The following is a 20,226-nucleotide window of genomic DNA, read 5'->3' on the forward strand; positions in this document are numbered from 1 at the left end:
ATCAGGCCTCCGCCGTTGCGGCGCGGGCGCGCGCCTGAACCAGTTTTTCGACCGCAAAGATATCGTTGGGCACGACCTCGAACCGCTCCTCACGCTCCATCAGGTCGGACAACCACACTGGCAGCCCCGGCGAAACGCCGCTGGCCGCCTCGACAGCCTGCGGGAACTTGGCCGGATGCGCGGTGGAAAGAACGATCATCGGCGTCGCCGGATCTCCTTCGCCCGCCAGCATTTCCGCCACATGCAGGCCGACAGAGGTGTGCGGATCGGCCAGATAGCCTGCCTCACGCCAGGTGCTGGAAATCGTAGCGGAGACCGCCGCTTCGTCAGCGCGCCCTGCGGCGAAGAGTTTTCGGATAGCAGCCAGGGATTTCGCGTCCAGTTCAAAGGCCCCACTCTGAGCGAGACCACCCATCTGGCTCCGGACCTGCGCCGCGTCGCGCCCGCCCGCGTCAAACAACAGACGCTCGAAATTGGAGGAGACCTGAATATCCATCGACGGCGAGGTGGTGACAGTGACGCCGCGCATCTCGTAACGACCAGTTTCCAGTGTGCGCGCGAGAATGTCATTGATATTGGTCGCCACAACGAGGCGCTCGATGGGCAGCCCCATCTGCTTTGCCACGTAGCCGGCGAAGATATCGCCGAAATTGCCCGTCGGCACGGTGAAGGATACCGGACGATGGGGGGCGCCAAGAGCGACACCCGCAACGAAGTAATACACCACCTGCGCCACGATGCGGGCCCAGTTGATGGAGTTGACGCCCGCAAGGCCAATCCGGTCGCGGAAGGCGAAATGGTTGAACATGCCTTTCAGCATGCCCTGGCAATCGTCGAAATTACCTTCCAGCGCCAGCGCGTGGACGTTTGATTCCGTCGCCGTGGTCATCTGACGGCGTTGGACATCGGAAACGCGCCCGTTCGGGAAGAGGATGAAGATGTCAGTGCGTTCACGACCGCGGAAAGCCTCGATCGCCGCTCCGCCCGTATCGCCCGAGGTCGCCCCTACGATGGTGGCGCGCTGGTCGCGCTCGGCCAGCACATGATCCATCAAGCGGCCGAGCAACTGCATCGCCACATCCTTGAAGGCGAGCGTGGGGCCGTGAAAAAGCTCAAGAACGAACCGGTTGGGAGCGAGCTGAACAAGCGGGGTCACCGCCGGGTGCCGGAAGTCGGCGTATGTGTCGCGCAGCATCGGCGCCAGCACATCATCGGGGATGCACGATCCGACGAAGGGACGAATCACCTCCAGCGCGACCTCGTGATAGGGGCGCCCGGCAAAGCCTGCGATGGTGGCGGTGTTCAGGTTGGGCCATTCAGCGGGAACATAAAGGCCGCCGTCGCGCGCCAGTCCACTCAACAGAACATCGGCGAATTCCAGTTCGGGCGCGTTGCCGCGCGTGCTGACATATTTCAAGTGGCTTCCTTCCCCGACGAGGGATCCGATCCCGGTGTCCCTGTCCGGTTTTCAGTTTATTCGTCGAGCCTGACTCGTGGGTCTACATATCCGAATCCCGCTTACGCGGCGAGCTTCTCGTTCGCCGGAATGCGCCGCGGGAGCAGACAGTCCATTGCGCGAGAGCCTAAATCACACGGGGCCACACGAAAACCGAATTTGTCGAAACGCTTCGAACAGGGGGCCGGGCCCTGAGGTTGCGCGCTGTTTTCAGGACTATCGACGCGAGTTTCGCTCAGGCATGCCCCGCATCGCAGGACAGCATGCCCGGCGAAATGCCGAGACGTCCCAGTGCATCGAGATATTTCCTGTCCAGATCACGCCCGAAGACCAGGGCCTCATCGGCGGGGCATGTCAGCCAACCATTGGCCTGGATCTCGCTTTCAAGCTGGCCCGCGCTCCAACCCGCATAGCCAAGCGCCAGCATGGCGTTGGCCGGGCCGCGCCCTTCCGCCATGGCCTTGAGGATTTCCAGTGTGGCCGTCAGGCAGATGCCTTTCTCTATGGCCAATGTGGAGTTCTCCGCAAAGTAGTCGGAGGAATGCAGCACAAACCCCCGCCCCGTCTCCACCGGCCCCCCCCTGTGAACCGGCATGGCATCGAGCGCGTGGGGCAGTCGGATCGCATCATCCTCCTCGATGATCCCAAGTTGTGAGAGCAATTCGGGGAGGGAAAGGCTATCCACCAGCTTGTTCAGAATCAGTCCCATCGCACCTTCGGCGGAATGGGCGCACATGTAGATCACCGAACGTTCGAACCGTTCGTCCGCCATGGTTGGCATTGCGATCAGAAGCTGACCGTCGAGATAGGTGCCCGCGCTTTCGCTCGTATCCTTCTCAAACGCCATCTGCATCATCCTCACTCACCACAACCTGAAGTTCGAGTTTAGCCGCAAGTACCGCTTTTGTTAACGGTGTCAGGCGGCTATCTCCTCGCACCAGCCTCACATGATTATGAGTGCGGGCAGGCGAAGCGTGTCTTGGAGGAACAAGACCGATCCTTTAGTTTGCAACGCAAGAGATGCCCCCGTCCTCCCGTGCAAGAACCCTGTCCCCTTGCGCGAAAACCAAGAGCACTCATGTCGCCAATGTCGATCATCGCCCTCTTCGGGAACAGTCTGCGCTTGTGCGGATGCCTCGCTGCACTTTCCGCAGCCTTGGCGCTCGCGAGCCCGGCGGAGGCCGGATCCTCACCTTGGCACGAAGCGATGGGCGGGAAAATCCGTCTGATCACCGCTGGCGGGTCTGCAAACGAGGACGGATCGCTTCTGGCCGGGCTGGAAATCCGGCCCGATCCCGGCTGGAAGACCTATTGGCGCTTTCCCGGCGACAGCGGCCTCGGCACGCAAGCCGATTTTGCAGGCTCGGAAAACCTCGCCACCGCGCAGATGGCATTTCCAGCCCCCGCGCGCCATGTCGATCCCTATTCGGTAACCATCGGTTATGAGGGCCCCACGGTGCTGCCGATACTCGTGCACCCGCAAAGCGCCGAGGCCCCCGTCTCCCTGACCGCCAACGTGACGATGGGGTTGTGCAAACAGGTGTGCGTCCCCGTCATGACGCAGCTTCAGGTGGAATTGACGCCCGGCGCGCCCGCAGATGCCCCTCAGGCGGCCTCAATACGCGCAGCCCTTGCGAAATTGCCCCAATTGGCGCAGCCGGGCGATCCGCTTTCCGTCTCCCGGGTCAGTGTCGAGGGGGGCGCGGCTCCGGTCCTGAAGATGACCGCCCAGCTCTCAGACCCCGACGCTCCGTTCGACCTGTTCGTGGAAGGGCCCGAAGGCTCCTATCTCAGCGTTCCCACGCTTGAAACGCAGGATGGGGATCGGGCGTTTTTTTCGCTCTCGCTCGACGGATTGGCAAGCGCGGATGGCAAGGCCTTGCTGCGTCTGACACTTGTGAACGGCGACAAGGCGGCGGATCAGACCTGGGCCATTGACGTTCCTTGAAAAACATCGCGAGGTCTGCCTCGACGGCAGCCCCGCTGAGCCCTATCTCCTGTGCCGTGGCTACGTGAGGTGCTTTTCTCGGCCGGTCTGCTGATCGGTGGGCTCATCCCCCACGTGGCCTGCACGTTTCAATTCAGGGAGACAGTTACATGACGATCCAGATCGGCGACAAATTGCCGGATGCAACCTTCAAGGTCATGACAGAGGACGGGCCGGGCGAAACGACCACGAACGAGGTTTTCGCGGGCAAGAAGGTCGTCCTTTTTGCCGTACCCGGGGCCTTCACGCCGACCTGCCACAACAATCATCTGCCCGGCTTCATCGACAACCTGACCGTCTTCCACAGCAAGGGCGTGGATACGGTTGCCGTGACCTCGGTCAACGACGTTTTCGTCATGGACGCCTGGGCCAAGGCGACAGGCGCGAAGGGCAAGATGACCTTCCTCGCCGATGGCAGCGCCGATTTCGCTAAAGCGCTCGGGCTTGAGCTCGATGCCAGCGCGGGCGGGCTGGGCATCCGGTCGAAGCGCTATTCGATGATCGTGGAAGACGGCAAGGTCACGAGCCTCAATATTGAGGACTCCCCCGGTCAGGCACAGGTTTCGAGCGCAGCGGGCGTTCTGGAGCAGCTGTAAACGCCGCCTGAGATTGGGAGCGTTCGGGCGGAGAGTGCCGCCCGAATGCTCTTCAGGCGGAGAACATGGTGCGATCTCCGGCCTTCCGACGCCGATGCGCGCCCATGAGATAGACGGCGAAGACCCCGATTGCGGACAGGGCAAGCCCATACCAGGTCATCGCGTAGCCAAGATGCGGGTTCTTGAAGGAGACCTTCGTCTCGCCCGCTTGGGGAAGCCCGCTTGGGGACCCCGAGCCCGCATTCAGATCGACGGTGTAGGGCGCGACATCGACGGGCGCCAGACCGCCAGCGAGCGCCAGCTGCGCCGGATCGCGGCGATACCAGATGTTCTTTTCCGGCTCTGCCTCAAAGGACGGGCCGGTCCCTTCCGGTTCCGCCTGCCGAACCGTGCCGACAAGTGTCAGATCGCCTTGCGGCGCCTCGCTTCCCGGTCGGCTTGAGGCGGCTTTCAGATCCTGCGGAACAAACCCTCGATTGACAAAGACGATCCAGCCACCAGACGTCCTGAACGGGGTCATCACCCAGTAGCCGGGCCCGCCATATCTGCCCTTCGGATCAGACAAGGATGTGAAGACGTGGAATTCGCCGGGAAGATAGCGACCGCTCATCCGGACCTGTCGATAGGCGATCGCATCGGCATCGATATTGGCCCAGTTATCGGGACCAGGCGGATCGGTGGGCTCTGCGTTCAAGCGGGAATCGACCTTGTCGATGAGATCGAGCTTCCACGACAGGCGGCGCATCTGCCAGTTCCCGAGTGAGACGAGAATGCCCAAGATCGCGACCAGAAGAACCCCTGGCACGATGAAGCCCGCGCCGAGCTTCCTTCGCTCGTTTCTATTCGCCAAGTCGGCCTTCTCCTGCACTTCGGCAATATTGCTGGGCGATCATCAACCCTTTCAGGGGCCGAAGAAAGCCCAGTGACAGACCCAGCGTAATCGGGCCCCACAGGAGCAGGTGCACCCATATGGGCGGCATGAAGGTCATTTCCACCGCGAAGACACCTGCAGCCACCAGAAAACCGACAAACAGGATGATGAAGACCGCCGGGCCGTCGCCACTATCGATGAACTCGAAATCGAGACCGCAGCGCTCGCAGCTCTTGGCTGTCGTCAGAAACCCGTCAAAGAGCTTGCCCTGACCACAGCGCGGACAGCGGCCGCGAAGGCCGCTTTGCGTCGGAGGAAGCGGCGGATAGCGGAGGTTTTGGGGCTCGCTCATGGTCATTCCTCTTCGGAAATAGCCCCGCACCTTCAGGGCAGGATGTGAACGGTGGCACCGTTCTCGACGAGCGACCAGATCTCTTCAATCTCGGCATTCGTCACCGCGATGCAGCCATTCGTCCAGTCAAGGGAGGTGTGGAGCGAGCCGATCCAGCCCATTCCACGCCGAAGGCCGTGGATCATGATCATCCCGCCAGGATCATCTCCCCTGTTGCGGGCGCGGGCGCGATCGGCGGCGGAGGGATATGAAATGTGCAATGAGAGATGATAGGCGCTTTTCGGGTTTCGCCAGTCAATCACGTAAGTGCCTTCCGGCGTACGCTCATCACCTTCCCGCTGCTTGTGGCCGATTGGGCTTCCGCCAAGCGCGACCGTGTAACGCCTGATCTCGTCGCCATTGGCGGCGAGAAGCCTCATCAATCGCGCGCTCTTGCGGATCTCTATCTGGCGCACCTGACCTGCGTCCGCGGCAGCCGGAGCCGCCGCGGCCACAAAGACGAGCAGGACAAGTGCAACCAGACGCGTCAAATCGCTAGTGCCCGGCGGTCGAGCCTGCGCCCCAGACATAGATGGAGACAAACAGGAACAGCCAGACGACGTCGACGAAGTGCCAGTACCAGGCCGCCGCCTCGAAGCCGAAATGGCTCTTCGGCGTGAAGTCACCCGTGGCCGCACGCCCGAGGATCACCGCCAGGAAGATAGTGCCGACGATGACATGGAAGCCGTGGAAGCCGGTCGCCATGAAGAAGGTCGCGCCATAGATGTTGTCGGCGAAGGTGAAGGTGGCATGCGAGTACTCGTAAGCCTGGCAGAGCGAGAAGATCACGCCGAGAATGACCGTGAAGGTGAGGCCCCACTTGAGGCCCTGGCGATCATCGTGCAGCAGCGCGTGATGCGCCCACGTGACGGTCGTTCCCGACAGAAGCAGGATCAGCGTGTTGAGCAGCGGCAGATGCCAGGGATCAAAAGTGGCAATGCCTTGCGGGGGCCATGTGCCACCTGTGGCTTCCACACGCGCGAACTGGATCGCCTCGCCGGTAAACAGGGACGCATCGAAATAGGCCCAGAACCACGCCACGAAGAACATCACCTCCGAGGCGATGAACATGATCATGCCGTAGCGCAGGTGCAGCCCGACGACCCGGGTATGATGACCTTGATGCCCCTCGCGGATCGTGTCCCGCCACCACGCATACATGGTGTAGAGGATCACGGCGAGGCCGATGGCGAAAACGCCCCAGCCGGTCACGTTGAGCCCGAGGACGTGGAACGTATCGTCCTTCAGCCAGCGCATCAGGCCGATGGCTCCGATCGCCATGATGAAGGCGCCGACGGAGGCGGTGAACGGCCAGGGGCTCGGTTCAACGAGATGATAATCGTGGTTCTTGGTATGGGCCTCGGCCATATCTTCTCCCCCAGGGTACCCAAATGCACGGGCGCAGTTCAAAGCGCCGCGTTGTCAGAGATTTCCGGAATTCTTGGCATTGGTATCAGGCGCTGCGGCGACCGGTTGTTCGGCCGCCTCATCGCGAAAGAACGTGTAGGACAGCGTGATCGTATCGATATGCTTCAGGTTCGGATCGTCATCCATCGCCGGATCGACGAAAAACACCACCTGCATCTCGCGCTCCTCGCCTGCGGCAAGGGCCTGCTCGGTGAAGCAGAAGCAATCCAGCTTGTTGAAATAGGCGCCCGCTTCGAACGGCGTGACGTTGAAGGTCGCGGTGCCCGCATTCGGTGCGCCCGACAGGTTGGCGACCCTGTATTTCTCGGTCCCGACCTCGCCCATGTTCAGCTCCACCTGGCGACCTTCCGGCTTGAAGGTCCAGGGCAGATTGGAGGCGACATTGCCGTCGAAACGCACCTTTATACGGCGCTCGATCGGTTCGACCGGCGCGGACTGAGCGCGCTGGGTCGTGCCGCCGTAGCCGGTCACGGCGCAAAACAGCTGGTAGAGCGGAACGGAGGCGTAGGCGGCGCCCACCATGCACCCGACAAAGGCGACACAGGCGATCGCGAGTGTGCGGTTGCTGCGCGCGGCTTTCGTGGCGCGCGCAGTCTCGTGGCTACCGCCCGTCCGGTTCGCCTCGCTCCTGTCACTCCCGGTGTCCCTCTCGCTCATGACGTCTCAGCCCCCTGCGCTTTCCAGGTTGAGGCCCATCTTGGCCATGGTCACCACGTAGAAAAGGACCACGAGGGCTGCGAGCGACACGCCGATAGCGATGGAACGCGTACGGCGACGCTGCACCTGCTCGGGCGTGAGCCTGATACCGGAATCGGACGTTTCGGTGCGGTCCGTCATATGATCAGCCTCCCAGACCGGCTGTGCCCAGCCCCGCTGCCGAAAGCGCCATCACGATCAGGCGCTCTGCAGGCAGGAGGGCAAAAAGGGCGAACAGATAGAAGATGGAAAAGAGAAACAGGCGAACGGCGGCGCGTGTTGCCAGCGGCCCGGTGCGCAGCCGCCAGACCTGAACGGCGAGCGCAACGAAAGCGATGCCGAGAGCGGCAGCGATGACGCCGTAAATCGGCCCTGCAAAGCCGAGAATTGTCGGAGCAAGCCCGATGGGGGCCAGCAGGATCGAATAGGCGAGAATGTGATTGCGCGTCGTCTGTTCGCCGCGCACAACCGGCAGCATCGGAATGCCCGCGGCCTGATAGTCGGCTGACTTGAACAGCGACAACGCCCAGAAATGCGGCGGGGTCCACATGAAGATCAGCATGAAGAGTGTGAGGCTTTCAACCGAGACCTCGCCGGTGACCGCCGCCCAGCCGATCACCGGCGGAAGCGCACCGGAAGCGCCGCCGATGACGATGTTCTGCGGCGTCGAACGCTTCAGCCACATGGTGTAGACGACGACATAGAAGAAGATCGTGAAGGCCAGCAGGGCCGCCGACAGCAGATTGACCAGAAGCCCCAGAACCAGCACGGAGCCGCAGGCCAGCATCATGCCGAAGCCGAAGGCCTCCTCGCGGGTGATGCGCCCGGCGGGGACCGGTCGGTTGGCGGTGCGCGACATCACCCGATCGATATCGGCGTCGAACCACATGTTGAGCGCACCGGATGCGCCCGCGCCGACGGCGATGCACAGGAGCGCTGTTCCGGCGAGGACAGGATGCAGCCCGCCCGGCGCCAGCACGATGCCGACAAAGGCGGTGAAGATCACCAGCGACATGACACGGGGTTTCAGGAGGGCGAAATAATCGCTGACCGTTCCCGTGCCGCCGTCCCAGGTGGCTCCAATATTCGTCGTGTCGTGACGCTCGACAAGCGACATGCGCATATTCCCTATTCAAACGGCCTTGGCGGCTCTGTCACTTGCGGCCCGGCGTCGGCGATAGCGACGTCGGGCCGGGTTTCTTGCCCCATCAAGGGGTCGCTGCTTGCGCCGCTTATTTGATGCGCGGCAGCGTTTCGAACTGGTGGAACGGCGGCGGAGAGGACAACGTCCATTCCAGCGTCGTGGCCCCCACGCCCCAGGGATTATCGCCGGCCACGCGCTTCTTGGCGAAGGCCTCGAACACGCAGACCAGGAACACCAGCACACCCACAGCGGAAATGTAGGAGCCCATAGAGGAGATCCAGTTCCAATGGGCGAAGGCGTCCGGATAGTCGATGTAACGACGCGGCATGCCGTTGGCACCCAGGAAGTGCTGCGGGAAGAACACGAGGTTCACGCCGACGAAGGTGATCCAGAAATGCACCTTGGCCAGCGTCTCGTTGTACATGTAGCCGAACATTTTCGGGAACCAGTAGTACCAGCCGCCGAAAATGGCGAAGACCGCCCCCAGCGACAGCACGTAGTGGAAGTGAGCCACCACGAAATAGGTGTCGTGAAGCGACCGGTCGAGACCGGCATTGGCGAGCTGCACACCCGTCACACCACCGATGGTGAACAGGAAGATGAAGCCCAGCGCCCACAGCATCGGCGCACGGAAGGTGATGGAACCGCCCCACATGGTAGCGATCCACGAGAAGATCTTCACGCCCGTCGGCACCGCGATCACCATGGTGGCAAACACGAAATAGGCCTGCGTATCGACGTCCAGACCGACCGTGTACATGTGGTGTGCCCACACGATGAAGCCGACCACGCCGATGGCGACCATGGCGTAGGCCATGCCGAGATAGCCAAAGATCGGCTTGCGCGAGAAGGTGGAAATGATGTGGCTGATGATGCCGAAGGCCGGCAGGATCAGGATGTAAACTTCCGGGTGACCGAAGAACCAGAACAGGTGCTGGAACAGGATCGGATCACCGCCGCCGGCCGGGTTGAAGAAGGTCGTGCCGAAGTTGCGGTCGGTCAGCAGCATGGTGATGCCGCCGGCCAGAACCGGGAGCGACAACAGCAGCAGGAACGCGGTGACCAGAACCGACCAGGCAAACAGCGGCATCTTGTGCAGCGTCATGCCCGGCGCGCGCATGTTGAAGATCGTGGTGATGAAGTTGATCGCACCCAGGATCGACGACGCGCCGGAGATGTGCAGCGACAGGATCGCCATGTCCATGGCCGGACCGGGCTGACCGCTGGTGGAGAACGGCGGATAGATCGTCCAACCGCCGCCCACGCCCCAGGCGCCAGGCGCGGAAGGCGCGAACATGGACAGCAGCAGCAGCAGGAATGCCGGCGGCAACAGCCAGAAGGAAATGTTGTTCATGCGCGGGAACGCCATATCCGGCGCACCGATCATGATGGGCACGAACCAGTTGGCGAAACCGCCGATCAGCGCGGGCATCACCATGAAGAAGATCATGATCAGGCCATGCGCCGTGGTGAAGGCATTGTACATGCTCTTGCCGGCATCGACGGAGGAGTCCGCGTCCACGCCATAGATCATCTGGGCAAAGCCGTGGAAGATCTGAATGCCCGGTTCGGCCAGCTCCCAGCGCATCATCACCGAGAGAAAGCCGCCGACGACCCCCGCCATGATGGCGAAGATCAGGTACATCGTGCCGATGTCCTTGTGGTTCGTCGAATAGACGTAACGACGCCATCCATGCGGATGGTCGTGTGCTGCATGGGCCTCGGAACCCGCCATCTTGTCTTTCTCCCCTTAGCCTTTCGCCTCCGGTTGCCAGCGCCGCTCCAGCGCGCAACCGGTAAGATGTCCGGTCGGGACCGCTCAGGTTCGCAGGGTCTCACCCTCGTTACCCGAACTGTCAGGGCCTATCGGCCCGTCTTTCCGACCGTCTGTTCCAATTCTCAAAATCCTGTCGCCCGCGCGAACCGCTTCGCGCGGGCATGCCCGCTCATCGGATGGCGAAGCCCGCATCATCCGTTTCGTTGCGCGCAACCGTCTTTTCGGCCTCTTCGCCCGCCTTCAGGCTCGCCAGAAGCGCGTTCGCCGCATCCACATCATCCTTCGCGGCATCTGCCCAGGCAGCGAACTGCTCTTCGGTGACCACACGGATGACAATGGGCATGAAGGCGTGGTCCTTGCCGCACAGCTCCGAACACTGGCCGTAGAAGACACCAGTCGTGTCGGCCCTGAACCAGGTCTCGTTCAGACGTCCGGGAATGGCGTCGACCTTCATTCCGAAAGCCGGAAGCGCGAAAGAATGGATCACGTCGGTGGAGGTGACCTGAACGCGAACGACCTTGCCGACGGGGACGACCACATCATAGTCGGTCGCCAGCAGCCGCGGTACGGAGGCTTCACTCGCCCCGGCAGCGATGCGCTCGGCGCGCGCTTCGTCACTCAGCATGAAGGCGTCGAAGGCGATCCCCTCATAGGCATCGTCGGTGTACTCGTAGCCCCAGGCCCACTGGTAACCGGTCGCTTTCACGGTCAGATCCGCGGTCGGCACCGTCAATTGCTTGTAGAGAAGACGCAGCGACGGCACGGAAATCATCACCAGAATCAGGATCGGGACGACGGTCCAGATCACTTCGATCAGTGTGTTGTGCGACGTCCTGGACGGCGTCGGATTGGCGCGGGCATTGAAGCGCAACATCACGACCAACAGAAGGACCGACACCAGGATCACGATGGGCACGATGATCCACAAGGTGAAGTTGGAAAAAGCGTGAATGTCCTGCATGACCTCCGAAGAAGCCGGCTGCAGGTTAATCGCCCACGGCTCCGGCTCGGCGGCTGCAACACCTGCCGCGGACAGCCCCAACGCGACCAGCGCCCCAAGGGCGGCCAATGCTGCGTCGCCGACCCGCGCCCCCACCCAGATACGCTTAAGCGGATTCATCACCTTGATGCGCTCCCTTTCATCTCGGTGCCATTTCAGAAAGTCCGGCACCCCGACCAGAAAACCCGATCAGGTTACCCGGCGCCCCTCCTCAGGCCTCGGCCCCCTCGGCCGATGTTTACCGGTTCAATTCTACTCAACTCTATTCAGCAAAGGACAAAACCCTACGTTACGCCATGGCCTCCGACACGACAATTCGTCCATAGCATCACGCTCTTCTTGGAGCCGCGGATACTACTCAAAATCGTGGAACTCCCATAGGCATACGCGCAGGCGGGCGTCCTTTTGCCGCACCTCTAGCATATTGTCGCACCGCCCCCAAGCGAACAATGCGTGGTTTTGAATGCTTGACTTCTACCGACGGCGCATCCTTTGCCCCAAGCCCCAATGGCTTCGCCCCTTGCGCGCTTTTGCAGAGTTCCGCCGTGGAGCGGATGGGAGAGGAAACGGCGGCGGCCTCATTTCCGCCATGGCGGAGGGGCAGCACGACAGGGGACTGGAACGAGACACCCATCTCGGGCAATGTCGCAGGCGTCGGAACGCTTCAGGCCGCCGTGATTCGCAGGCCATTGACGTACCGCAATGACTTTATGATTCGAATCGGAGGTTCACGTGTTCGACTTGTCCATGCGCACGCCCCGCAACCGGACCGGAAAAGGCGTCCGCGCGGGACTTGCCGGTCTCATCGCAGCGGCTGCGATGCTTCAGGGGCTCGCCGCTCCGGCCATGGCGCAGGGCGCTGTTCAGGCCGTTCATGGCGACTGGCAGATCCGTTGCGACACACCTCCCGGCTCGCAGTCCGAGCAATGCGCTCTGATCCAGAACGTTACCGCCGAGGACCGCGAGAATGTGGGCCTTTCGGTGATCGTGCTGAAGACGGCCGACAAGGAAGCCAAGATCCTGCGCGTACTGGCTCCGCTCGGCGTATTGCTGCCCTTCGGGCTTGGCCTCAAGGTGGATGGTGCGGATATCGGGCGCGCCGGTTTCGTGCGCTGCCTACCCAATGGCTGCATCGCGGAAGTGATCTTGCAGGACGAACTGCTCTCCAAGATGCGCTCCGGCAAGCTTGCCACCTTCATCATTTTCCAGACGCCCGAGGAAGGGATCGGCATCCCGATCTCGCTCAACGGGTTCACGCAAGGCTACGACGCGCTCAATTAGGACCCGTGCGCTTGTAGAACACGCGCGCTTGCGCGCGACGCATTGCGGGCGTATCGCATCCTCATTACCGTTGGGGTCATCGCGGTTTTCGCCGCGCGAGAGCTTTTCGGGTGCGATACCATCTGCCCCGGCCACATTCACCTGACCAGAGACACAACCATGAAAACCTCCATCGATCTGCTCGAGAGTTCCGGCGTGGGCCTGAGCTCGGCCCTCAAGGTCTTGAGCGAGACGATCGAGGGCGCGGATGACAGTGAACTGTTCCTCGAATACGCGCAGTCAGAGGGTCTGGTCTGGGACAATGGCCGGTTGAAGTCTGCGACCTTCGACACGACACAGGGCTTTGGCCTGCGCGTTGTGGCGGGAGAGGCTGCGGGCTATGCTCATTCCGGCGAGATTTCCGAAGCGGCGCTCCAGCGCGCTGCGGATGCCGTCAAGACCGTGAAGGATGGCCACCAGGGCACCTACGCGGCCGCCCCTGCCCGCACCAACGCGGCGCTTTATGGCACCGACAATCCGCTCGAGACGCCGGGCTTTGAGGAAAAGGTCCAGCTTCTGCAGCGTGTTGACGCCTATGCGCGGGCAAAGGACCCGCGCGTTCGGCAGGTAACGGTTTCTCTGGCGGGTTCGTGGCAGGTGGTCGATATCCTGCGCGCCGACAGCTATCGGGTTCAGGACATCCGCCCTCTCGTCCGTTTCAACGTGTCAGTTGTCGTGGGTCAGGGCGACAGGCAGGAAAGCGGTTCCTACGGCATTGGCGGGCGCCAGGCCTATGGCGAATTCATTGCTGAAGGCAGCTGGATGCACGCCGCCGACGAAGCCCTGCGACAGGCTCTGGTGAACCTTGAAGCCATCCCGGCCCCCGCCGGCACCATGGATGTGGTTCTGGGCGCAGGCTGGCCGGGCATTCTGCTTCATGAAGCTGTCGGGCATGGGCTTGAGGGCGACTTCAATCGCAAAAAGACGTCTGCTTTCGCAGGTCTCCTGGGTGAGCGCGTTGCGTCGCCGGGCGTCACCGTCGTGGATGACGGCACGATCGCGAACCGGCGCGGTTCGCTCAATTTCGACGATGAAGGCACCCCCACCAGCGAGACCATACTGATCGAGGACGGCATTCTCGTGGGCTACATGCAGGACCGCCAGAACGCCCGGCTCATGGGCATGAAGCCAACCGGAAACGGGCGCCGACAGTCCTTTGCCCATATCCCGATGCCGCGCATGACCAACACCATCATGCGCGCGGGCGATTTTGATCCCGAAGAGATCCTCTCTTCGGTCAAGGACGGTATCTATGCCGTCTCCTTCGGCGGCGGACAGGTGGACATCACCTCCGGCAAATTCGTCTTTTCCTGCACCGAGGCCTACAAGATCGAGAACGGCAAGATCGGTGCGCCCGTCAAGGGAGCTATGCTGATCGGCAACGGCCCGGACGCTCTGACCCGTGTCCCCATGGTGGGCAACGACATGAAGCTCGATCCGGGCATCGGCACCTGCGGCAAACAGGGACAGGGTGTCCCGGTAGGGGTCGGCCAACCGACGCTGCGCATCAACGCGCTGACCGTCGGTGGCACAGCGGCCTGATCGTCAGAGCCGACCGAAAAGCCGCACATGACGACTTGATGGGGGAAAGAACCTCGTTTTTTTCCCTATCCGTTTACCATCGATGCTCTATCCTACCTAGCGTCACCCCTACGCTTGGAATGAACCAGGATAAAGCATGGCTTCCGATGTCACGCCCCCCTTTCTCATAGAAGCTGTCGCCTTGCTGGGCACGGCCGTGGTGGCCGTACCGCTGGCAAAGCGTGTGGGGCTGGGCGCGGTGCTGGGCTATCTGGGCGCGGGAATGCTGATCGGCCCACACGGGGTGGCGCTCATCTCGGATCCCGAAACGATCCTGCGGGTCGCGGAGCTGGGCGTCGTTCTGCTTCTCTTCCTGATCGGACTGGAACTCAATCCCGGCCGTCTGTGGCAATTGCGCCGGGACATATTTGGACTTGGCACGGCGCAGGTGCTGATTACCGGCCTTGCCCTGACAGCCCTTGTCCTGCTGGTGAGCGATAGCTGGCGTATGGCCTTCGTGGCCGGCTTCGGCATCGCCCTGTCGTCGACAGCCTTCGCCCTTCAGCTCTTGCAGGAACGCGGTCAGCTCAAGACAAGCTACGGCCAGCGCGCCTTCGCCATTCTCCTGCTTCAGGACATTGCCATCGTGCCTCTTCTGGCGAGCGTCACGTTGCTGGCGCCCGTCTCGGGCGAGCCGGTCTCGCCGTTATGGGTGGAGGCCTTCATCGCGGTCAGCGCGATCATCGTGGTCCTGCTCGTTGGCCGCTACGCCCTCAATCCGCTGTTTTCGTTCCTGACCCGCTCCGGCGCGCGCGAAGTGATGCTTATCGCGGCGCTCCTGGTGGCGCTGGGCAGCGCGATGCTGCTTCATCTGGTGGGTCTGTCCATGGCTCTCGGCGCCTTTATCGCCGGTGTCATGCTGGCCGATTCTTCGTTCCGTCATACGCTTGAAGCCGATATCGAACCCTTCCGCTCGCTGCTGATGGGCCTGTTCTTCATGGCCGTCGGCATGACGTTCGCGCTCGACGTGGTGATCGACGCATGGCCGCTGATCCTCCTCGGCGTCCTCTCGGTGATGAGCATCAAGGGCGCGCTTCTTTGGGCGCTTTCCCGGCTTTTCGGCGCCTCCAACACGGACGCCCTGCGCATTGCCACAACCCTGCCACAAGGCGGAGAATTTGGCTTCGTCCTGTTCTCCGCAGCCTTCGCCCACGGGCTGATGAACGAGGATGAGAAATCCACGCTGATCGCGGTGGTCATCCTGTCGATGATGCTCACACCTTTCGTCTGTGCCATCTATGACCGGATCGCCACAAGCCTGCGTGCCCATGGCGTGGCGCCCGAGATCGTGGAGAGTTTCGGAGAAGCCAGCACCAACGTGCTGATCTGCGGCTTCGGACGTTTCGGCATGGTGGCCGCCCAGATGCTGGCGGCGGAAGGTATCGCCATCACCGCGATGGACCGCGACGCCAAGCGCATCAACTACGCGCGCAAGCTCGGCTACAAGGTCTATTACGGGGACATCACGCGCGCCGACGTGCTGCGCTCGGCAGGCGCGGGGGAAGCGGCCGTCATCGCGCTTTGCGTGGAAAATGACGAAGTCATGCATCGGGCCATCGGTTGTATAAGGGAGAACTTTCCCTCAGCCCGCATCTATTGCCGGGCGACTGACCGTGCGCATGCTCTGGACCTGACCCGCGAGGGGGTGGATTTCCACATCCGCGAAACCTTCGAATCGGGCATTGTCTTCGGACGGGCGGCACTGGCGGCGCTTGCAATTCCGTATGAGAGGATTGCGGATATCGAAGAGGATGTCCGCAGACGCGACTTCGAGCGGATGCAGATGCAGTTGACGGGCGGTCTTTTCGCCGGCACGGACATACTTCATGCTCGCACCCCGCGCACCGAAAAGAAGCAGAGCGAGACTGCTTGACCCCGGGGATCTCGCCAAGACGTCTTAAAAGGCGTCCTTTGCGCTGGAAAAGACGTGTTTCGACAACTATCTTCGCGGTGAAAAGGAGTACAAGCTGCGCCTGACGCGATCATGACGCGTGAGGATGGCTGAGGCTGCTCCACCCATGAACCGAATGCGACCCCCGTCTCGCCCACCCGCCCGCATGGCCCGGCCGGGACGACGCGCTGCAACAGGCAAGAACTCTATGAACCGCTACGAATCCCCGCGCCTCGGCGGCGAAGCCCGCATCCGTTATCTCGACGGCGATTTCCAGATCCTTGCGCCGGGCAATCATGTGCGCTGCGCGGTCACTGGCCAGCAGATCCCGCTCGACGAATTGAAGTACTGGAGCGCGGAGCGTCAGGAAGCCTATGTGGACGCAGCTGCAGCCATGAGCCATATGCGCCCCGAATAGGACGGCCCGACGCGCGGAGATTTCACCGGAAGCTGCGGTTATGGATGGTGCGGTTCAACAGATCCAGCATCCGCCGCTCTTCCCGGAAGACGAGATCCACGGTCACGACCCGTGCCGAACCTGCCAGCCAGCGCAAGAGTTCATGCTCGCTGCCCTCAATGCGCCGCATGTCCTTGGTGGTGGTGACCGGAACCAGCCCCTTCGCTTCCGCGCAGGTGAGGATGTCCTGTGCCTCGGCAACGGTGATGACGTGATGGTCCGGAAAGGCGCGGCGTTCCTCGATCTCCGCTCCCATCGCAGCGAGCGTGTCGAAAAATTTCTGCGGGCGACCGATCCCGGCAAAAGCAAGAACGCGTTCACCGCTCACATCCGGGTTGGGGCGTGGCTTGAGATCCGCGCGCAGAACCGGCAGACCGCGACGCGCGGCCTGCCGCACGAGCCTGTTTCCCGCTTCCCCCTCGCCGATGACGAGAAGCGCATTCGCCTTGATGAGCTGATCGCGCAATGGTGCGCGTAACGGCCCCGAGGGGATGGTCATACCGTTGCCGACGCCCACGGCGCCTTCCGCAACTACCAGCGAGAAATCGCGGTGGAGAGAAGGGTTTTGAAAGCCGTCATCCAGCAGGATGACATCCGCGCCCGCTTCCACTGCCGCTCTTGCTCCGCTGACGCGGTCGCTTGAGACGATGGTTGTTGCAGCCTCGGCCAGCAAGAGCGCCTCGTCCCCGACCTGCGAAGCCAGATGCGTATCGGGATCGACCTCGACGGGCCCCTCAAGACTGCCGCCATAGCCGCGGGTCAGGATGACGGGATTGAAATCCTCATCTTGCAACATTCTGGCAAGTGCGATGGTGGTGGGTGTCTTGCCAGCCCCTCCCGCCACGAAATTTCCCACGACGATGACCGGAACATCGACGCGCCCCTGCGACGGCTTTCGCATCCGCCTGCCCGCAATGCGTCCGTAGATGAAGGAAACGGGCGATAGCGCCAGCGCTTTCAGCCCCTTGCCTTGCTGCCACCAGAAATCGGGTGCCTGCCGCACATCCAGTCCTCATCCTCTCGCCACCAGGCAAAACCTCTGCGGCGAACCAAAGCGAACGGGAGGTTCCCCTCCGCTCTGCCTGCTCAATCCAGCAACTTGCCAAATGCTCCTTCGAGCACCCCTTTTACCGCATCCAGCGCGCCCTGCCCGGAATCCGCGCAGACTTTCGCCGCACTCGACAGGTTCGTTACCGCCTGGTGGTTGCCGAGCAGGCTCAAAATCTCAGCCTGCAAGGCTTCCGCATCTTTCACCACGCGCGCGGCGCCCGCCTCGGTCAGCGATCGATATATGCCTGAAAAATTGCGGACCCGCGCGCCTGAAAGGATCGCGCAGCCAATCTGCGCCGGTTCGATCGGGTTCTGCCCGCCATGAGGGACCAATGAACCTCCAATGAAGGCAATGGGTGCAAGACGATAGAAAAGCCCGAGCTCTCCAATCGTATCCGCCACATAGACATCGCAACGCCGCTGGATGGGCTCGCCGCGCGACCGCAGGCTCGCATCGAGCCCGGCAGTCGCAAAGATATCGACCACGTCCGGCCCGCGTTCGGGGTGGCGCGGGACGGAAATCAGCAGAAGGTCGGGAAACGTTTCGCGCAAGCCCTTGTGGACGCGCGCCAGCAATTCCTCCTCACCCGGATGGGTGCTGGCTGCGATCCAGACCCGACGCGGGCCAATCTGCTCACGAAGGGTGTCGAGCGCGTGCGCATCAAAGGGCAGCGGCGGCACGTCGAATTTCAGGTTGCCGGTCGCGCGCACATCGACGATGCCCAGGTCGGCATAGCGCTCCGCATCGGCCTGAGATTGTGCCAGACACATGGTGACACACCCGAACACCCGGCGTGCGCTGCGCCCGAAACGCGACCAGCCGCGATGGGAACCTTCCGACATGCGCCCGTTGACGATGACGACCGGAATGTTGCGCGCGTGAAGTTCGGCAAAGGTCGCTGGCCAGATTTCCGATTCCACCATGATGGCGAATTCCGGTTTCCAGCTGTCGAGAAAACGCGCGATCAGGGGCGCAACGTCAAAGGGCGCGAACTGGTGGACGGCCCCTTCAGGCAGGCGCTCCGCGGCAATGCGCGAGGAGGTGACGGTGCCGGTGGTCAGCACCACCTTGAAGCCGCGCGCCACGATCCATTCAATAAGCGGTAGGACGGCGTTCGTTTCCCCCACACTGGCCGCATGCACCCAGACGCGGGGACCCGGTTCCGGCGCAAGACCGGCCTGGCCGAACCGTTCGCCACGACGCGCCGGATCTTCCTTCCCCCGGCGGACGCGGCGGGCATGAAGAAGCTTCAGGGCCGGCAAGGCAAGGCGGCCGACCAGCCTGTAGGCTGCCAGCATGCCACCGCCCGTATCGCTCCCGGCTTCAGCCATTGGCCTTTTCCGTCAGTTTGTAAGCGCGCTCCGTCACCCGATTGAGCCCGTTCTCCACATCAAGACGCAAGGCCTCAAGGGTTTCATCATCGGCATCCTTCGGCACGACGATGGGATCGCCAACGACGAAGGACGCGCGGGAAAAGGGCAGGTTCACGCTCGCCTTGTCCCAGCTGTCCAGATCGATGTGACGACTGGTAGCGAAGGCGACGGGGCGGATGGGTGCGCCGGAATGGCGGGCAAGCTGGACAATGCCAATGCCGGCAACGCGGGCCGGGCCTTTGGGCACATCCGCCGTCAGGGCAACGATGGCGCCTTCTTCAAGGGCTGCCAGCGATTCGAAAAAACCGCGCATGCCGCCGCGCTTTCTGACCTGCCGCTTCTTTTGCGATCCGGAGGCACGGATCAGACCGATACCGAGTTTGGCGGCGGCGACCGCATTCACCTCTCCATCGGCGGAGCGCGAGATCATCACGCGGGTATCCCAGCCGTCGGGACGGGCAAACGGCACCATGAAATGCTGCCCATGCCACATGGCGATGATGAGCGGTTCGCCGGGCTTCACCGTCTCATAGATGTCGGCCGGCTCCACGACGAGGGACGAGGTCTTGCTCACGAGGGTGAGGTAGCGCGCCATCATCCGTCCGACAAAACGCAGGATGGCCGGGTTGCGTCCGAGCTTTTTCAGCATGCGCGATCCACCGTCTCGGTCACAAAACAGCAAGCGGCGCAAAGCGCATCATGCGAATGGGCAGACAAACGACGTGACAAAGGGACGAAACCTCTCCAAAAGCCCAAACACAAATTGGCAAAGCAAGCGGGAGTGACCAGCACGCCGCACACAAAGACCTGCCGGAAAAAGGGTGCGGCAGCGGCAATACAGTGCTCCGCCCTTGCGGGCAAGCGCCGCGTCGCCGCATCACAACCGTTGCGAGCATCAATTCCCGGCTTCGGGCTCCAGAAGCTTGTGCATGTGAACAATGAAATAGCGCATATGGGCATTGTCCACGCTGGCCTGCGCCTTGGACTTCCAGGCGTCATATGCCTTGGCGTAGTTGGGATAGATGCCAACAATATCGAGCTTGTCGAGATCCCGGAATTCCACCTTGTCGATTTCCGTAAGCTCGCCGCCGAAAACGAGATGCAGCAGCTGAGTGGGCTTTTCCTGTTCGCTCATGTCATGCTCCACGTGGGGTCGGTTCTGCCGAAATGGCATCTTGCGCAAGCCAAGCTCGCACCTGGCGCTGCC

General features: G+C 62.2%; 21 protein-coding genes. 6 read left to right on the plus strand and 15 right to left on the minus strand.

Annotated elements, in window-relative coordinates; translation table 11 throughout:
* Position 1: 1 nt before the first annotated feature.
* Together thrC and ABGM93_RS10325 are read right to left on the minus strand one after the other, a co-directional pair.
* The gene (thrC, locus tag ABGM93_RS10320) at positions 2 to 1,417 is read right to left on the minus strand and encodes a threonine synthase (protein ID WP_321499160.1); all 1,416 of its coding nucleotides are present in this window, start codon (positions 1,415 to 1,417) and stop codon (positions 2 to 4) included.
* Between the two features lie 274 nt (positions 1,418 to 1,691).
* On the minus strand, positions 1,692 to 2,309 hold the full coding sequence (locus ABGM93_RS10325; RefSeq protein ID WP_321505828.1) for a YqgE/AlgH family protein: 618 nt from the start codon (positions 2,307 to 2,309) through the stop codon (positions 1,692 to 1,694).
* A 354-nt stretch (positions 2,310 to 2,663) separates the two neighbouring features.
* On the opposite strand from ABGM93_RS10325, the gene ABGM93_RS10330 reads away from it, so the two are divergent.
* Both ABGM93_RS10330 and ABGM93_RS10335 read left to right on the plus strand, forming a co-directional pair.
* Positions 2,664 to 3,404, plus strand: coding sequence for a protein-disulfide reductase DsbD domain-containing protein (locus ABGM93_RS10330; RefSeq protein ID WP_321499161.1), 741 nt, complete (start codon positions 2,664 to 2,666; stop codon positions 3,402 to 3,404).
* 149 nt (positions 3,405 to 3,553) lie between these two features.
* On the plus strand, positions 3,554 to 4,039 hold the full coding sequence (locus tag ABGM93_RS10335; RefSeq protein ID WP_321499162.1) for a peroxiredoxin: 486 nt from the start codon (positions 3,554 to 3,556) through the stop codon (positions 4,037 to 4,039).
* Positions 4,040 to 4,091: 52 nt separating this feature from the next.
* Here ABGM93_RS10335 and ABGM93_RS10340 read toward each other — a convergent pair whose 3' ends face one another.
* The 9 genes from ABGM93_RS10340 to coxB all read right to left on the minus strand — a co-directional run bounded on the left by ABGM93_RS10340 (position 4,092) and on the right by coxB (position 11,466).
* Positions 4,092 to 4,889, minus strand: coding sequence for an SURF1 family protein (locus ABGM93_RS10340; RefSeq protein ID WP_321499163.1), 798 nt, complete (start codon positions 4,887 to 4,889; stop codon positions 4,092 to 4,094).
* Positions 4,879 to 5,262, minus strand: coding sequence for a DUF983 domain-containing protein (locus tag ABGM93_RS10345; RefSeq protein ID WP_321499164.1), 384 nt, complete (start codon positions 5,260 to 5,262; stop codon positions 4,879 to 4,881). Before ABGM93_RS10345 ends, ABGM93_RS10340 begins: the two co-directional genes overlap by 11 nt.
* Before the next feature lie 32 nt (positions 5,263 to 5,294).
* Positions 5,295 to 5,792 (minus strand): L,D-transpeptidase family protein, encoded by a 498-nt coding sequence (locus ABGM93_RS10350; protein WP_321499165.1) that lies wholly within the window; start codon positions 5,790 to 5,792, stop codon positions 5,295 to 5,297.
* 4 nt (positions 5,793 to 5,796) lie between these two features.
* On the minus strand, positions 5,797 to 6,669 hold the full coding sequence (locus ABGM93_RS10355) for a cytochrome c oxidase subunit 3 (RefSeq protein ID WP_321499166.1): 873 nt from the start codon (positions 6,667 to 6,669) through the stop codon (positions 5,797 to 5,799).
* 54 nt (positions 6,670 to 6,723) lie between these two features.
* A complete protein-coding gene (locus ABGM93_RS10360; RefSeq protein ID WP_321499167.1) occupies positions 6,724 to 7,386 on the minus strand; it encodes a cytochrome c oxidase assembly protein in 663 nt (220 codons plus the stop codon).
* 6 nt (positions 7,387 to 7,392) lie between these two features.
* Positions 7,393 to 7,566, minus strand: coding sequence for a hypothetical protein (locus tag ABGM93_RS10365; protein WP_321499168.1), 174 nt, complete (start codon positions 7,564 to 7,566; stop codon positions 7,393 to 7,395).
* Between the two features lie 4 nt (positions 7,567 to 7,570).
* The gene (cyoE, locus tag ABGM93_RS10370) at positions 7,571 to 8,542 is read right to left on the minus strand and encodes a heme o synthase (RefSeq protein ID WP_321499169.1); all 972 of its coding nucleotides are present in this window, start codon (positions 8,540 to 8,542) and stop codon (positions 7,571 to 7,573) included.
* A 115-nt stretch (positions 8,543 to 8,657) separates the two neighbouring features.
* On the minus strand, positions 8,658 to 10,304 hold the full coding sequence (gene ctaD / locus ABGM93_RS10375; protein WP_321499170.1) for a cytochrome c oxidase subunit I: 1,647 nt from the start codon (positions 10,302 to 10,304) through the stop codon (positions 8,658 to 8,660).
* Between the two features lie 211 nt (positions 10,305 to 10,515).
* Positions 10,516 to 11,466 carry a cytochrome c oxidase subunit II gene (gene coxB, locus ABGM93_RS10380; protein WP_321505830.1) on the minus strand — a complete coding sequence of 317 codons (951 nt, stop codon included), beginning with the start codon at positions 11,464 to 11,466 and terminating at the stop codon, positions 10,516 to 10,518.
* 627 nt (positions 11,467 to 12,093) lie between these two features.
* On the opposite strand from coxB, the gene ABGM93_RS10385 reads away from it, so the two are divergent.
* From ABGM93_RS10385 to ABGM93_RS10400, 4 genes are all read left to right on the plus strand, one after another.
* Positions 12,094 to 12,627 (plus strand): invasion associated locus B family protein, encoded by a 534-nt coding sequence (locus ABGM93_RS10385; protein WP_321505833.1) that lies wholly within the window; start codon positions 12,094 to 12,096, stop codon positions 12,625 to 12,627.
* Positions 12,628 to 12,786: 159 nt separating this feature from the next.
* On the plus strand, positions 12,787 to 14,208 hold the full coding sequence (gene tldD, locus ABGM93_RS10390; RefSeq protein WP_321499171.1) for a metalloprotease TldD: 1,422 nt from the start codon (positions 12,787 to 12,789) through the stop codon (positions 14,206 to 14,208).
* Positions 14,209 to 14,344: 136 nt separating this feature from the next.
* Positions 14,345 to 16,120 carry a monovalent cation:proton antiporter-2 (CPA2) family protein gene (locus ABGM93_RS10395; protein WP_321499172.1) on the plus strand — a complete coding sequence of 592 codons (1,776 nt, stop codon included), beginning with the start codon at positions 14,345 to 14,347 and terminating at the stop codon, positions 16,118 to 16,120.
* A gap of 226 nt (positions 16,121 to 16,346) precedes the next feature.
* Positions 16,347 to 16,556, plus strand: coding sequence for a DUF2093 domain-containing protein (locus ABGM93_RS10400; protein ID WP_321499173.1), 210 nt, complete (start codon positions 16,347 to 16,349; stop codon positions 16,554 to 16,556).
* A gap of 22 nt (positions 16,557 to 16,578) precedes the next feature.
* Here ABGM93_RS10400 and lpxK read toward each other — a convergent pair whose 3' ends face one another.
* The 4 genes from lpxK to ABGM93_RS10420 all read right to left on the minus strand — a co-directional run bounded on the left by lpxK (position 16,579) and on the right by ABGM93_RS10420 (position 20,154).
* Positions 16,579 to 17,598 carry a tetraacyldisaccharide 4'-kinase gene (gene lpxK / locus ABGM93_RS10405; RefSeq protein WP_321499174.1) on the minus strand — a complete coding sequence of 340 codons (1,020 nt, stop codon included), beginning with the start codon at positions 17,596 to 17,598 and terminating at the stop codon, positions 16,579 to 16,581.
* Positions 17,599 to 17,681: 83 nt separating this feature from the next.
* The gene (locus ABGM93_RS10410) at positions 17,682 to 18,977 is read right to left on the minus strand and encodes a 3-deoxy-D-manno-octulosonic acid transferase (protein ID WP_321499175.1); all 1,296 of its coding nucleotides are present in this window, start codon (positions 18,975 to 18,977) and stop codon (positions 17,682 to 17,684) included.
* Positions 18,970 to 19,668 carry a lysophospholipid acyltransferase family protein gene (locus ABGM93_RS10415; protein WP_321499176.1) on the minus strand — a complete coding sequence of 233 codons (699 nt, stop codon included), beginning with the start codon at positions 19,666 to 19,668 and terminating at the stop codon, positions 18,970 to 18,972. The genes ABGM93_RS10410 and ABGM93_RS10415 overlap by 8 nt, the downstream gene beginning before the upstream one ends.
* 246 nt (positions 19,669 to 19,914) lie before the next feature.
* Positions 19,915 to 20,154, minus strand: a complete 240-nt coding sequence (locus ABGM93_RS10420; RefSeq protein WP_321499177.1) for a DUF4170 domain-containing protein — start codon at positions 20,152 to 20,154, stop codon at positions 19,915 to 19,917.
* Positions 20,155 to 20,226 lie beyond the last annotated feature (72 nt).

Source organism: Breoghania sp. (assembly GCF_963674635.1).
Lineage (GTDB): Bacteria > Pseudomonadota > Alphaproteobacteria > Rhizobiales > Stappiaceae > Breoghania.

Bases quoted from the DNA above. Each gene is read 5' to 3' on its own strand.
- ABGM93_RS10325 (WP_321505828.1), bottom strand. From the start codon at position 2,309: ATGCAGATGGCGTTTGAGAAGGATACGAGCGAAAGCGCGGGCACCTAT.
- ABGM93_RS10330 (WP_321499161.1), top strand. From the start codon at position 2,664: ATGGGCGGGAAAATCCGTCTGATCACCGCTGGCGGGTCTGCAAACGAG.
- ABGM93_RS10335 (WP_321499162.1), top strand. From the start codon at position 3,554: ATGACGATCCAGATCGGCGACAAATTGCCGGATGCAACCTTCAAGGTC.
- ABGM93_RS10345 (WP_321499164.1), bottom strand. From the start codon at position 5,262: ATGAGCGAGCCCCAAAACCTCCGCTATCCGCCGCTTCCTCCGACGCAA.
- ABGM93_RS10355 (WP_321499166.1), bottom strand. From the start codon at position 6,669: ATGGCCGAGGCCCATACCAAGAACCACGATTATCATCTCGTTGAACCG.
- ABGM93_RS10360 (WP_321499167.1), bottom strand. From the start codon at position 7,386: ATGAGCGAGAGGGACACCGGGAGTGACAGGAGCGAGGCGAACCGGACG.
- ABGM93_RS10365 (WP_321499168.1), bottom strand. From the start codon at position 7,566: ATGACGGACCGCACCGAAACGTCCGATTCCGGTATCAGGCTCACGCCC.
- cyoE (WP_321499169.1), bottom strand. From the start codon at position 8,542: ATGTCGCTTGTCGAGCGTCACGACACGACGAATATTGGAGCCACCTGG.
- ctaD (WP_321499170.1), bottom strand. From the start codon at position 10,304: ATGGCGGGTTCCGAGGCCCATGCAGCACACGACCATCCGCATGGATGG.
- coxB (WP_321505830.1), bottom strand. From the start codon at position 11,466: ATGAATCCGCTTAAGCGTATCTGGGTGGGGGCGCGGGTCGGCGACGCA.
- ABGM93_RS10385 (WP_321505833.1), top strand. From the start codon at position 12,094: ATGCGCACGCCCCGCAACCGGACCGGAAAAGGCGTCCGCGCGGGACTT.
- tldD (WP_321499171.1), top strand. From the start codon at position 12,787: ATGAAAACCTCCATCGATCTGCTCGAGAGTTCCGGCGTGGGCCTGAGC.
- ABGM93_RS10395 (WP_321499172.1), top strand. From the start codon at position 14,345: ATGGCTTCCGATGTCACGCCCCCCTTTCTCATAGAAGCTGTCGCCTTG.
- ABGM93_RS10400 (WP_321499173.1), top strand. From the start codon at position 16,347: ATGAACCGCTACGAATCCCCGCGCCTCGGCGGCGAAGCCCGCATCCGT.
- ABGM93_RS10410 (WP_321499175.1), bottom strand. From the start codon at position 18,977: ATGGCTGAAGCCGGGAGCGATACGGGCGGTGGCATGCTGGCAGCCTAC.
- ABGM93_RS10415 (WP_321499176.1), bottom strand. From the start codon at position 19,668: ATGCTGAAAAAGCTCGGACGCAACCCGGCCATCCTGCGTTTTGTCGGA.
- ABGM93_RS10420 (WP_321499177.1), bottom strand. From the start codon at position 20,154: ATGAGCGAACAGGAAAAGCCCACTCAGCTGCTGCATCTCGTTTTCGGC.